At 62.7% G+C, this 15,158-nt stretch carries 1 protein-coding gene; it reads right to left on the bottom strand.

Annotated features, from left to right (window positions below; translation table 11 throughout):
* Positions 1 to 6: 6 nt before the first annotated feature.
* Positions 7 to 14,865 (bottom strand): non-ribosomal peptide synthetase, encoded by a 14,859-nt coding sequence (locus LOY68_RS17645; protein ID WP_265038762.1) that lies wholly within the window; start codon positions 14,863 to 14,865, stop codon positions 7 to 9.
* Positions 14,866 to 15,158: the final 293 nt, after the last annotated feature.

Below are 15,158 nucleotides of genomic sequence, written 5' to 3'. Positions count from 1 at the left end.
CAATTTTTAAGCATCCTTGGAGACGATAGCGAGCAAGTCGCTTTCTGATAACGAAGCCAGTTCCCGCTCGAGATCGAGCAGCACTTCTGACTCGTACAGCGCCAGTTGCAGGGTCGTGATGAGGTCGGCCAGTTCGCGTAGCGACGGGTGTTCGAACAACGCCTTGAGCGTGACTTCGACGCCGAAGTGTTCCCGGGCCCGCAGGGTCAGTTGCACCGCGATCAGGGAATGACCGCCCAACTCGAAGAAGTGGTCGTTGCGGCCGATGCGCTCGATGCCGAGCAGGTTGCTCCACAGCGCCGCGAGTTTCTGTTCCGTGTCGCCTTTGGGCGCTTCGTATTGCAGCGCTTCGGCGGCTTCGATTTCACCGGCGTCACCGGTCAACACTTCAAGCGTGCCATCCGCCAGCCAGCGGCCGAGATCGCCGGACTTGTACAGGCGCGCTTGTGGATCGTCGCTGAACGGATTGCTGATGAAGCGTTCGGTCCCGAGGTTTTTCGCACCACCGATATGGATCTCACCGGTGACACCGATAGGCGCCAACTGGCCGGCCGCGTCCAGCACATACAGGCGTGGCTCGCTGATGGACAGGTTGTGTTGCGCCAGCCACTCGGCATCCGGCTTGGTCTGGCTGAGTTCGCCCAACAAGCGTTCGCGTTCCTGCACTGGCAACAGATCCAGTTGCGTGAGCAACACGTCCGGCGTGTTTGCCAGCGCCTGGGTCAGTTGCTCCAGGGCGCGCTGCATCATGTCGCAGATGCGCTGCGGGTTGATGCTCGGCGAGCACTGCACGGTCAGGCCCAGGTCATGCTGGTAATCGTTGACCGACACCGTCAGCGGATAGTTATCGCGCTCCGCTTCGGAGAGGATCCGCGCGCCCGGCCATTGCGTCGGCGCGGCGTCATCCTCCAGTTGATGGCGATAGTTGAACAGGCTGCTGAACAGCGGCAGCGAGGCAGGCACCGCGCTGCAACGCTGGGCCAGCGCAAGCGAAGCCTGTTCGTGGGCGAGCAATTCGCTGAGGTCGCGGTGCGTCTCGGCGACCAGCGCATTGGCACCCAATTGCGCCAGGTTCACCCGCACCGGCAGGGTGTTGATGAACACCCCCAGCGCCCGTTCGGCACCGGCCGAGCCTTGCAAGCGACCCGACACCACGGTACCGAACACCACGTCATCGCGACCGCTGCAACGGCCGATCAGCTGCGCCCAGGCCACATGGAACAGCACGGCCGGGGTAATGCCGCGTTCGCGAGCCTGGGCCCGGATCAAACGGGTGAGGCCATCGTCGAAGCGCATGCTGACTTCTTCGACATCGCTGCCGTCGCCCTGCACATCGAGCAGGCCGAACGGTGCGGTGGGTTGGTCGATATCCGCCAATCGGCGCTGGAAATATTCCTCGTCGGCTTCGATTGGCGTCGCCAGGATCTGCGCAACGAAATCCCGATAAGGCATCGGCGCGGTCAGGCTGTCGCCCTGGCCCTGCAAGATGCTCTGGATTTCTTCCAGCACGATTTCCAGAGTGACGTGGTCGCTGACCATATGGTGGTTGAGCAAGGCCAGCAGCCAGCGTTGGCTGTGCGGATCACGCCCGATGTAGGCGCGCAGCAACGGCGCCTGGCTCAGGTCGATGCGCAATTGACGCGGGTCGCTGATGTTTTCCAGTTGCGCGAGGGCGTCGCTTTTTGGATCGAGCGTGACCGTGTGCACCGCCAGCTCGGCGTTGCGCTGCACGATTTGCACCGGTTCCGGCAGGCCATTCCATTGCACCGACGTGCGCAGGATGTCGTGGCGATCAATGACCTGTTGCAGCGCCGCGACGAAGCGGTCGAGGCCGCTGCGCTCATCAAACTCGATCATCGAGCGGATCAGGTACGCGTCGCCGGTATGGCCGAGCAAGTGGTGGAACAGAATGCCTTGTTGCAACGGCGCGAGTGGGTAGATGTCCTGGATATTCGCGATGCCGCCGGGCACGTTGGCAACGATGGTGTCGATCTGCGCTTGATCGAGTTCGATCAGCGGCAGCATCGGCGGGGTCAGTTGCGCAGTGTCCGGCAGGATCAGGTTTGCCGGCGCGTGGAAGATTTCCCGCGCATCACGGCCAATCGCCCGGGCCATTTCTCGCAGGCTCGGTGAGGCGAAGACCATGCGCACATCGGCACCGAGGCCGTGTTCACGCAGACGATCGATCAGCGCCACGGCCATCAGCGAGTGACCGCCGAGTTCGAAGAAACGGTCGTGGCGACCGACTTGTTCCAGGCCCAGCAGGTCCTGCCAGATACCGGCAATCACGGTTTCGACTTCACCCTGCGGCGCCTCGTAGGCACGGCTGGCGAACGCGTCGGCTCCCGGTGCCGGCAGGGCGCGGCGATCCAGTTTGCCGTTAGGCGTTAGCGGCAACACGTCGAGGTAAACGAAGGCGCTGGGCACCATGTACTCGGGCAAGTGCGCTAGCAATTCACTGCGCAGCAGTTCGGCGAGCACCGGTTCGCCGCACAGGTAGGCGACCAAGCGTGTGCTGTCGGATTGGCCGGGGCTGACCTCGCGGGCAATCACGGCGACGTCGCGCACACCTTCGCAACCGGCGAGCACGGCTTCGATTTCGCTGAGTTCGACACGGAAGCCACGGATCTTCACCTGATGGTCGTCGCGACCGAGGTATTCGAGGGTGCCGTCCGCCAGCCAGCGACCGATGTCACCGGTCTTGTACAGGCGCGCGTCCGGCGTGGCGGCGAACGGATCGCTGATGAAACGCTCAGCGCTCAGCTCGGGTTGGTTCAGGTAGCCACGGGCCACGCCGGTGCCGCCAATGTGAATCTCGCCGCGAACACCGATCGGCACCAGATGCCCGAGGGAATCCAGCACATGCAGTTGCATATTGCGGATCGGTTTGCCGATGGGGATTGCCTGCTCACGATAGACGTCGAGGTCGGCGTCAACCGTTTGCCAGGCCACCACGTCGCTGCACTCGGTCGGGCCGTAGCTGTTGATCACGGTGGGCCGTGGCGCCTGGAGTTTTTCCAGCATGGCCAACGGGATCGGCTCGCCACCCAGCACCACACGTTTGAGGCTGGCGAGGGCGTGGATTTTGTCGGCGTCGACCAGCGCGTGAAAGGCGCTCGGCGACATGTTGATGTGGGTGATGCCCGACTGCGCGATCTGCTTGACGATTGCGGCGGGGTCGAACGGTTCTTCGGCCAGGTGCAACACACCGCCAACCATCAACGGCGCGAGGATGTTTTTCTGGGTCAGGTCAAAGTTGTAGGAGGACGCGAGCAGCACCGAATCCTTCGCGGTGAACGCCAGGTCCTTGAGGTACCAGTCGAGCAGGTTGCGCAGACCACGGTGTTCAACCATCACGCCTTTCGGCAGGCCGGTGGAACCGGAGGTGTAGATCACGTAGGCGAGATGGCCCACGGTCAAACCGGCGATCTGCGGGTTGCGGGTGATTTCGTCGCTGCCGATCTCGATGGTGGCGAGGTCAACCGGCACCGCCAACTCAAGCCCTTGCTGGCGGACCAATACACGCGGTGCGCTGTCGGCGAGCATATGGGCCAGACGTTCCGCCGGGTACTGCGGATCGAGCGGCACGTAGGCGGCGCCGGCCTTCAGGATACCCAGCAAGCCGATCACCATGTCAGCACTGCGGCGGGCGCACAGGCCCACGGTGTCGTCGGGTTTGACCCCAAGTTTGATCAGGCGATGGGCGACGCCATTGGCCCGTGCGTTCAACTCGGCGTAAGTCAGGGTTTCGCCGGCACTGACCAGGGCAATCGCTTCCGGCGTGCGCGCAGCCTGGGTTTCGAAGATTTTCTGCGGCAGGCGATCCGGGTCTTCGTCGAGAGGCTCGGCACTCGGGTTGAAGTCCTTCAGCACCTGCAGGTACTGTTCAGCGTCCAGCAGCGGTAATGCGCCGACCGCTTGGCTGGTGTCGGAAAGCATGGCCTCCAGCAGACGCAGGAAGTGCCGGCCCCAACGCTCGATGGTGCTGGCGTCGAACAGGTCGGTGGCGTATTCGAACTGCCCGGCAATGCTCTCGCCATCGTCGTTGAGCGACAGGCTCAAATCCGTTTGCGTGGTGCTGAGTGGCAGGGCGACCGGGCTCAATTGCAGGCCCGGCAGTTCCAGTGTGCGGTTATGCGGCGTGTTGCCGAACACCAGCATTGCCTGGAACAGCGGGCTGTGGCCCAGGCTGCGTTCCGGTTGCAGGGCTTCGACGACTTGCTCGAACGGCAATTCCTGATGGCTGTAGGCGTCAAGGGCGGTGGACTTTATCCGCGCCAGCAATTGCCCGACGCTTGGCTGGTCGCGCAGGTCAACCCGCAGCGCCAGGGTGTTGACGAAGAAGCCGATCAGCGCTTCGGTCTCGGCCCGTGGACGGTTGGCCACCGGCGTGCCGATCACCACGTCCGGCTGGTTGCTCAGGCGCGCGAGCAGCACCGACCAGGCGCCGAGCAGGGTCATGAACGGCGTCAGCCCTTGTTGCTGGCTGAAACGGCGCACTGCGCTGCTCAACTCTGGCGACAGGCGCAGCGGTACGCTGGAGCCGATGTAGCTTTGCACTTGCGGGCGTGGTCGGTCAGCCGGCAGTTCGAGCAGCGCCGGCGCACCGTCCAGGACCCGGGTCCAGTAACGGGTTTGGGTGTGCAGCACGTCACCTTTCAGCCATTCACGCTGCCACACCGCATAGTCGGCGTATTGCAGCGCCAAGTCCGGCAGCGGATCGTCCAGGCCCTGGCTGAACGCGGTGTACAACGCATTGAACTCTTCGATCAGCAGTGCGACGGACCAGCCATCGGTGACGATATGGTGCTGAGTCACCAGCAATACATGCTCGTTGTCATCCAGGCGCAGCAGGCGGCCACGGATCAGCGGGCCACGGCTCAGATCAAACGGCGCGTGGGCTTCGATTTGCGCGAGTTCCTTGACCGCGTGTTCTCGTGCCTCGTGCGGCAGGCGCTGCAAATCGTGTTCGGTCAGGGTGAAACCGACGTCGGCCGGGGCGAAGAATTGGCCGACCTTATCGTCGTGGCGTTCGAAGGTGGTGCGCAGGCTTTCGTGGCGCGCCACGATGCGATCGAGGGCGCGGCGCAGGGCGGTTTCGTCGAGTCTGCCGCTCAGGCGCAGTGCGGCGGGCAGGTGATACGCCGCGCTGGCGGCGTGATCGAGTTGATCGAGGAACCACAGGCGTTGCTGGGCCAGCGACAAGGGCGGCGCCTGTTTGCGCGGAACCAGCGGAATCGGTTGCACCAGCGACAGGCCTGCGTGGCTGACGCACTCGGCCATGGCACTCAGCGAACCCTGGGCAAACAGCGTGCGCAAAGCGATTTCGACACCGAGCACTTGATGCAGGCGAGCCTGCAATTGCACGGTCAGCAGCGAATGCCCGCCGAGTTCGAGAAAACCGTCGTGACGCCCGACCTGCTCAAGGTGCAGCAAGTCTTGCCAGATGCTGGCAATCGCGATTTCGGTTTCACCTTGGGGCGCTTCATACGTGCGGCTGGCCACGGCATCCTGACCCGGCGCGGGCAGGGCCTTGCGGTCGAGTTTGCCGTTCGGGGTCAGGGGCAGGGCGTCCAGCTGTACGTAGGCGCTCGGCACCATGTAGTCGGGCAGGCTTTTCAGCAATTCGGCGCGCAGCAATTCCGCTGGCACCGGGTTACCGCACAGGTAGGCGACCAGACGCTGGCTGTTGGCGACTTCCGGGGTGTCGTCGCGGGCGATCACCACCGCTTCACGCACACCGGGGCAGGCCATCAGGGCGTTTTCGATTTCGCCGAGCTCGATGCGCAAACCGCGGATCTTCACCTGGAAGTCGTTGCGTCCCAGGAACTCCAGGCTGCCGTCGGCCAACCAGCGGCCAAGGTCGCCGGTGCGATACATCCGCGCATTCGGCACTGTGCTGAACGGATCAGTGAGGAAGCGTTCGGCGCTGAGGTCGGGACGGTTCAGGTAGCCACGGGCCACGCCGGTGCCGCCGATAAACATTTCACCCGAGACACCGACCGGTACGGGGTTGCCTTGCGGGTCGAGCACATAGAACTGGGTGTTGGCGATCGGTCGGCCAATGCTGACCTGATTGCCAAGGGTGTCCTCGGTGCTGACCTGGATCGCCGATGACCAAATGGTGGTTTCGGTCGGGCCGTAGACGTTGAACAGGCGCTTGACCTGCCCGGACAGACGCCGGGCCAGATCGGCAGGCAAGGCTTCGCCGCCACACAGGGCGGTCAGCGATGTATCGCCCGACCAGCCCGAATCGAGCAGCATGCGCCAGCTCGCCGGAGTGGCCTGGGCCAGGGTGACTTCGTTGCGCGCAATCACTTCGGCCAGCAGGCGACCGTCGTGGGCCTGATCGCGGGAAGCCAACACCACCCGCGCACCGCAGATCAGCGGCAGGAACAGTTCCAGGCCGGCAATATCGAAGCCGAGAGTGGTCAGCGCCAGCACGCGATCATTGGCATTCGCCCCGACTTTTTCAGCCATCGTGCGCAACAGATTGACCACGTTGCGGTGTTCGACCATCACGCCTTTCGGTTTGCCGGTCGAGCCCGAGGTAAACATCACGTAGGCCAGGTGCGCCGGGGTCAGCTCCGTTATCACCGGGTTCAGGTCGAAGGCCGGGTCGCTGCCGGCGTCCAGGGATTCGCGCTCATCGAGCAACAACAGCGGCGTTTCGCCGACCTGTAATTGCGCCGCCAAACTGTGTTGGGTGAGCACCACCAGCGGTGCACTTTCGCCAAGCATGAACGCCGTGCGCTCAACCGGCAGGGCCAAGTCGAGGGGCAGGTAGGCGCCGCCAGCCTTGAGCACGCCGAGCAAGCCGATCAGCATCTCGGGGCTGCGCTCGGCACACAGCGCAACACGCTGGTCCGGTTGCAGACCGAGGGCGATCAGGCGTCGGGCGAGCTGGTTGGCGCGGCGGTTGAGTTGGGCGTAGGTGAGTTGCTGATCCTCGTAGACCAGCGCAATCGCCTCGGGCCGCACGCGTACTTGGGCTTCGAACAGTGCTTGCAGCGGCTGGGACAAGTCGAAGTCGATGGCGGTGTCATTAAAGTCGCCGAGCAGTTGCAGGCGCTCGGTGGCGGGCAGCACGTCGAGGGTGTCGGCCAGCTGCTCGGGGTTGTGTTCAAGGGCCTCGACCAGCGCGGTGACGGCGTGGGTCATATAAGCGGCGATGCGCTGTGGATCAATGCCTGCGGTGGCTTGGGCGCTCAGGGAGAAGTCTTCGCCTTCATCCGCCACGGCGATCTCGATCGGGTAACCGGTGCGCTCTTCGTTGCTCAGGAAGCGGATGCCTTCCCAGGCCAGCACTTGATCTTCATTGGCCAACGACGCGTCGCCGGTCTGATGGCGATAGTTGAGTAGCGTGGTAAACAGCGGCAGGCCAGCGGACAGGCCGCTGCAACGCTGGGCCAGCGCGAGCGATGCCTGTTCGTGGGCGAGTAGGGCGCTCAGGTCGCGATAAGTATCGGCGACCAGCGCGGGGGTGGTCTGTGCGTCCAGGCGCACACGCACCGGCAGGGTATTGATAAACACGCCGAGCGCCCGTTCGGCACCCGCCGAACCTTGCAAACGGCCCGAAACCACGGTGCCGAACACCACATCGTTACGCCCGGTGCAGCGTGCGAGCACCAGCGCCCAGGCAATATGGAACAGCACTGCCGGAGTGACGCCACGTTTGCGCGCGGCGACGCGGATGTTGCGGGCCAGCGTGGTGTCGAGGCGCACGTTGACCATCGAAACGTCGCTGCCGTCGCCCTGGATATTCAGCAAGTCGAACGGCGCGGTGGGTTCGTCGATATCTGCCAGGCGTTGGCGGAAATAGGCTTCATGGACCTGTGGCGGACTCGCGAGGGTCTGCGCCACGAAGTCACGGTAAGGCAGCGGGGTCGGCAGACTGGCGCTGTCGCCGTTGAGGATCGCTTGCACTTCCTCGAGGAGAATCCCCAGCGTGACGTGGTCGCTGACCATATGGTGGTCGAGCAGTGACAGCAGCCAACGTGGCGACTGCGGATCCTTGGCAATATGGGCGCAGAGCAGCGGTGCCTTGGTCAGGTCGAGGCGCAGGTGACGCGGATCGCTGATGTTTTCGAGTTGGGCCAGCGCGTCTTCTTGATCATTGAGCGTGACGGTATGCACCGGCAGCGCGGCGTGGCGCTGAACGATTTGCACGGCGTGCGGCAGGCCGCTCCATTGCACGGCGGTGCGCAGGATGTCGTGGCGGTCGATGACCTGTTGCAGCGCCGCGACGAAGGCGTCGAGACGGCTGCGGTCATCGAACTCGATCAGCGAGCGCACCAGATAGGCGTCGCCTTCATGGCCGAGCAAGTGGTGGAACAGAATGCCTTGCTGCAACGGCACCAGCGGGTAGATGTCCTGGATATTCGCGGCGCCGCCGGGGGTGTTGGCAACGATGCGGTCGATGTGCGCCTGTTCGAGCTCGACCAGGGGCAACAGGTCCGGGGTCAATGCAGTGCAGTCGGCCGGAATGCGATTGGCCGGAGCCTGGAACAGGTCGCGGGTGTCGCGATCAATCGCCTGGGCCATGTCGTGGAGGGTCGGCGAGGTGAACACGGTGCGCACGTCGGCGACCAGATTTTGCTGGCGCAGGCGTTCGATCAGGCTGACAGCCAACAGCGAATGGCCGCCGAGTTCGAAGAAGTGGTCGTGGCGGCCTACGGCATCGACCTTGAGCAGGTCTTGCCAGATTTGCGCGAGGGCGATTTCGGTCGAGCCTTTCGCGGCTTCGTGGGTGCGGTTGGCGAAGGCTGCGGCGTCGGGCGCTGGCAGTGCGCGGCGGTCGAGTTTGCGGTTGGGTGTCAGTGGCAGCGCGTCTAGGCTGACGAACGCGCTTGGCAGCATGTATTCGGCCAGCAGCGGAGCGAGTTGGGCGCGCAGGTTGGCGGCGGTCAAAGTTGTATTGGCTTGCGGGACCACATAAGCGACCAGACGTTTATCGCCCGGTGCGTCTTCGCGGACGATCACGGCGGCTTCTTTCACGCCGGTGCAGTCGCCAAGCTTGGCTTCGATCTCGCCGAGTTCGATGCGGAACCCGCGAACCTTGACCTGGAAATCGTTGCGGCCCTGGTATTCGAGGCCGCCGTCCGGACGGTAACGCGCCAGGTCGCCGGTTTTGTAGAGGCGGGCGCTGGCGAGGTTGCTGAACGGGTCAGGCAGGAAACGTTCGGCGGTGATTTTGTCGAGGTTCAGATAACCCCGCGCCACGCCGTCGCCACCGATGTAGATTTCGCCGGTAACGCCGAAGGGTACTGGTTTCAGGTGCGTATCGAGCAGGTAAATCCGCGTGTTGGCCATCGGCGTGCCGATGCTCGCATTGCTGTTCAACGCTTCGAAGGTCACGTAGCTCGCGGTGCAGGACACCGTGGCCTCGGTTGGACCGTAGGTGTTGACCAGTTTGGTGTGCGCCGGACGAATCTGTTCCCACATTTGCAGTTTTTGCGTGGAGAGCGCGTCGCCGGTGACGTTGATCAGGCGTACATCGCGCAACTGGTCCTGGGCCAGTTTCGGGTTGTAGTGCCATTCGGCGGCCAGGGTGTGCCAGTGGGCGGCGGTCAGGTGCAGGAAGGTCGGGCGGATGTCGTCCTGGGAGGTGCCGAAGATATTGCGGCTTGGCGCCAGGGTCGCACCAGCGATCAGCGCCGGGAAGATTTCCTCCACCGACAAATCGAAGTTCAGGGTGTTTTGTTGCAGCACGGTGTCGGCACTTGTGAGCCCGAATAACCGAATCGCGTCGAGGGTGTAATTGACCAAGCCTCGGTGTTCGATCATCACGCCTTTTGGTGTGCCGGTGGAGCCGGAGGTGTAGATCACGTAAGCCAGGTGGCGCACGCCTAACGACAGGATTACCGGGTTATCGTCGTAGCCGTCGGCGATGTGCGCGCGTTCTTCGCGATCAAGCAGCACCACCGGCACATCGAGCACCGGCAAACGGTCCTGCAACGCACGTTGGGTCAGCAATACCGCCGGAGTGCTGTCGCTCAGCATGTAGGCCAGTCGTTCAGCCGGATACGCCGGATCCAGCGGTACATAACCGGCACCGGATTTCAGAATCGCCAACAAACCCACCAGCATTTCGGCGCCACGTTCGACGCAAATCGCCACCCGATCATCCGGACGAATGCCCAAACCGATCAAGTGATGCGCCATCTGGTTAGCTTGACGATTGAGTTCGGCGTAGCTCATCTGCTCGCCGTCAAACACCACCGCGATGGCATCCGGTTGCGCTTCGGCCTGGGCTTCAAACAATTGGTGAATAGTTTTGTCGCGCGGATATGGAGCGCGTGTGGCGTTGAGGTCCACCAGCAACCGTTGACGTTCACCCGCATCAAGCAACTCGATCTGATCGACCTGCGCCTGATCGTCGGCCACCATGCCACGCAATACCCGTTCGAAATACCCGAGATAACGCTGCACCGTGCGTTCATCGAACAACGCCGTGGCGTATTCCAGCGTGCCGAGCAGTTGCCCGCCGACCTCACCGAGTTCCAGCGACAAATCGAACTTGGCCACACGGTTGGTCATGCCCAGGGTTTCGAGTTTCAGCTCACCGAGCACCAGGTCGTCGCCGTTGGCGGTCTGCCACGACAACATCGCCTGGAACAACGGACTGTGAGCCAGACTGCGCACCGGGTTCAGCGCTTCCACCACTTGTTCGAACGGCAGATCCTGATGGGCCTGGGCGCCGAGGGTTTGGGCCTTGACCCGAGCCAGCAGGTTTTCAACATTCAGGGCGTCGGAGACATCCACACGGACGGCCAGGGTGTTGACGAAGAAACCGATCAAGCCTTCAACTTCGGCGCGCAGACGGTTGGCCACCGGCGAACCGATCACCACTTCGTCCTGGCCAGAGAGTCGGCTTAACAACGCCGCCCAACCCGCCATCAACGTCATGTACAACGTGGTGCCGTGACGTTGGCTGAGGTTTTTCAGGTCTGCGGTCAGATTGGCGTCGAACGCGACTGACAACGCAGCACCGGCGTAATCCTGTTCCACCGGGCGTGGCCGATCGGTCGGCAGCATCAGCAGCGCCGGCGCATCGGCCAGGGTTTGTTGCCAGTAATTGTTCTGGTTTTGCAGCACTTCGCCGCTCAACCAGCAGCGCTGCCACACGGAGTAATCGGCGTATTGCACCGCCAGCGCTGGCAGTGGATCGTCGAGACCATGGCGGAACGCTTCGTACAGCGCCGCCAGTTCAGTGGTCAGCACGCCAATCGACCAGCCATCAGAAACGATGTGGTGCATGGTCACCAGCAACACATGGTCCTGGGCATTCAAGCGAATCAAGCGCCCGCGAATCAACGGGCCGTGTTCCAGATCAAACAGCTCGGCTTCTTCCTCAGCCGCCAGAGCCTGCCATTGCGCTTCGGCATCGGCCTGACCGCGCAGATCGTATTGGCGCAAGGCAAATCCGCTATCCGCCGGGGCGATTCGCTGGACAGCGTCCTCGCCTTGAGCCTGGACGAAAGTGGTGCGCAACGCTTCGTGACGGAACACGATGCGATCCAGCGCCCGTTGCAGAGCATCGGTGTCCAATGTCCCGCGCAAACGCAGGCCCGCCGGCATGTGATATGCCGCACTGCCACCTTCCATTTGCGCCAGGAACCACAAGCGTTGCTGGGCGAAGGACAGCGGCAGGTCTTCTTCGCGGGAGACCGTAACGATCTCCGGCAAGGTGCTGCGACTGGCCTCGGCGACGGCTTGCGCCAGAGCAACGAGTTCAGGCTGGGCAAACAAGTCAGCCAGACCCAGCTCCACGCCCAGTTGCAGACGCACTTGGGAAATCAACTGAATCGCCAGCAGCGAATGGCCGCCCAATTCAAAGAACTGATCCTGACGCCCCACCTGCGGCAAACCCAACAAGTCTTGCCAAATCTGCGCCAGGGCAATTTCGACTTCACCGACCGGGGCTTCGTAAACGCGAGTCACCAGCGACGCCAGATCCGGCGCCGGTAATGCCTTGCGATCCAGTTTGCCGTTGGAGGTCAGTGGCAGCGCATCGAGGCGCACATAAGCCGCCGGCACCATGTACTCCGGCAACAACGCTTGCAGGTGCGAACGCAGGGTTTCAGTCTCCAGCGCTTCATCGGTGGTGGTGTAGTAGGCCACCAGACGTTTCTCGCCCAACGCATCTTCGCGCGCCAGGACCACGGTTTCTTTCACATCAGGGTGGTTGGCCAGCTTGGCTTCGATCTCGCCCAACTCGATACGGAAACCGCGAATCTTCACCTGGAAGTCATTGCGGCCCATGTATTCGATCGAACCATCCGGCAACCAGCGACCCAGGTCACCGGTTTTGTAGAGGCGCGCGTCAGGATCCGTAGAAAACGGATCGGCCACAAAGCGCTCGGCACTAAGCTCCGGCAGGTTCAGGTAACCCCGGGCCACGCCGACGCCACCGATATTGATTTCCCCGGCGACGCCCTTCGGCGTTGGCTCGCCAAAGCTGTCGAGGATGCGGATCTGGATATTGGCGATGGGTCGGCCAATCGGCACGCTGTCGCCGCGATCGGTCGGACGGCAGTGCCAGGCGGTGACGTCGATGGCGGCTTCGGTCGGGCCGTAAAGGTTATGCAGCTCGACCTCGGCCAGTTGCTGCTCGAAGCGCTTTTGCAAACTGCGGGGCAGGGCTTCGCCGCTGCACAGTACCCGACGCAGGCCGGGGAAGCCTTGGCTGTCGCGATCTTCGAGGAACAGCTCAAGCATCGACGGCACGAAGTGCAGCATGGTGATGCCGGCGCTGCGAATCACTTTTGCGATGTAGACAGGCTCCTGATGGCCGCCCGGACGCGCCATCACCAGTTGCGCACCCGCGAGCAACGGCAGGAAGAATTCCCAGACCGACACGTCGAAACCGAACGGGGTCTTTTGCAGGACCCGGTCGGTTTCATCGACGCGGTATTCATCACGCGCCCAGAGCAGCCGGTTGACCACCCCGCGATGTTCGTTCATCACGCCTTTAGGCATGCCGGTCGAGCCCGAGGTGTAGAGCACGTAGGCCAGGTGCGTGGCGTTGAGGCCCGACACGTGCGGATTGGTGTCAGGGAAATCATGGGTGTCGCGGTCCAGCACCAACACCGGCACGTTCAGCGCGGGCAGGGTCGCCAGCAGCGCTTCGCTGCTCAACACCGCCAGTGGTGCGCTGTCATCGAGCATGTATTCGCGGCGAGAAACCGGCAGATCCGGATCAATCGGCACGTAGGCGCCACCAGCCTTGAGGATCGCCAGCAGGGCAATCACCATCTCCGGACTGCGGCGCAGGCATACGGCAACCCGTGCGTCAGGGCCGACACCCAGTTCGATCAGCCGATGGGCCAGCTGATTGGCCCGGCGGTTGAGTTCGGCATAGCTCAGCACTTGACCGCTGTCGTCGCTGACGGCATTGGCTTCCGGGCGGCGGGCGGCTTGCTGTTCGAACAGTTCGTGAATCAGAAGATCTTGCGGATAGTCGCGCTCGGTGGCGTTGAACTCGCCGAGCAGTTGCTGCCGCTCTGTCGCAGGCATGATCGGGAAGTGCCCGACCGGCAACGCGTGGTGTTCGATCACCGTTTCCAGCATCGACAGAATGCGTTGTTGCAGCTGCTGCACTTCGTCGAGGGTGAAGAACGCGGTGTTGAAGTTGAAGTCCAGGTACACGTCTTCGTTCGGGTGGTAGTCACGCACAAAAATCGCCAACGGCGTGCGCTCATATCCGTTGTCGAGGGTGAACACCTCCGACGGCATGCCGCCGAAATGAATGTCGCCGTCGAGGCTTTCGAAGGACAGCGAGATATCGAACAGTTGCCGACGGCCTTGCTGGGCCAGCTTCAGGGAACGGTTCAACTCGGCAATCGGGAAGCGCTGGTGGCGGTAGCATTTGCGCAACTGCGTGGCGACGACCTGCATCAAGTCCAGCAACGACGCTTGCGGATCGACTTCAAGCAGGATCGGGCTCAGGGAGGAAAACATCCCGACCGTGGCTTTCTGGCGCGCGGTGGTGCGGTTGTGCACGGGCATGCCGATCACAATCTCGTCGACACCTTCGGTGCGGCAGAAGTAGGTGGCGAGAACGGTCATCAATACGTGGGCGAGGGACATGCCGTGGCCGCTGGCGAACTGCGCCAACCCGTCGAACAGCGCCCGGGGCATCATCGCTTGCGCCTGCGCACTCGGGGCGATGCCGCTGCCGGCGACTGCAACCCTTTGCTGCAACAGCGCCGGTGGCAACTGGGCAAACTTCTCATGCCAGAACGCGCGGTCGCGTTCGAAACGGGTCGATTCGATGTAGCTGCGGTCTTCGGCCAGGAAGGAAATATAGGAATGGCCTTCGGGCGGGTTGTCGTCGCCAGCGAGTAAACCGTTGTAGGCATCACTGACCGCATGGCCGATCAACGAGACACTGGCGCCGTCCGTGACGAGGTGGTGATAGCGGTTGAGCCAGTAGAAACGTTCCGGGCCACAGCGCACCAATCGCGCTTCCCACAGCTTGCCGGTCAGTTTGTCGAACGGCTTGCGGAAGGCTTCACGCACGTAGGCCATGGCCAGTCCGGCGGCGGTGTCTTCCTCGGAGAAATCGACGACGTCGAGCTTCACTTCGATCGACGGCAACACGCTCTGACGCGCGACGCCACCTTCATGGCTGAAGCTCAGGCGCAGGGCATCGTGCCGATTGGCGATCAGTTCGATGGCTTTTTCCAGCAACTGGACATCGATCCGACCCTTGATCTCCAGGACCATGCCGATGTTGTAGTAGGGCAGTTCCGGGTGGGCCATCTGATCGAGCCAGATGCCTTGTTGGACCGACGCCAGCTCATGGGGCTGGTTGTCATTTTCGAGGTCGTTGGAAAGCGCCATATCGGTAGACGAAGCCATATCGGAAACACCTGTTTCTAAGTCAATTAAGGCTCGTCTCCGTTCGATGGGCAGATATACCTGAGGGGCTGGGCTGAGCATCGACGTGACGAAACGTAGGTCGTGGAGAGGGCGGTTTTCGCGGCGCGGACTGGTCGTTCGAGCGCCTTGACGGTCTCTCCACAGGGTCGGAAAAAATTAGAACATCCACGGCCGACTGTCTGTCATGGGAAGCAGGGACAAGCGTGCCGATGCGCCCGTGCGGCGCTTTGGATCTGGGGAGGGGGCTGCTATAAAAGCCCGAGCAAAATCTT

This window comes from Pseudomonas sp. B21-053 (assembly GCF_026016365.1).
GTDB classification, from domain to species: domain Bacteria; phylum Pseudomonadota; class Gammaproteobacteria; order Pseudomonadales; family Pseudomonadaceae; genus Aquipseudomonas; species Aquipseudomonas nunensis.
Note: the sequence above shows the minus strand (reverse complement) of the source record. Positions and strands in the feature narration are given on the sequence as shown.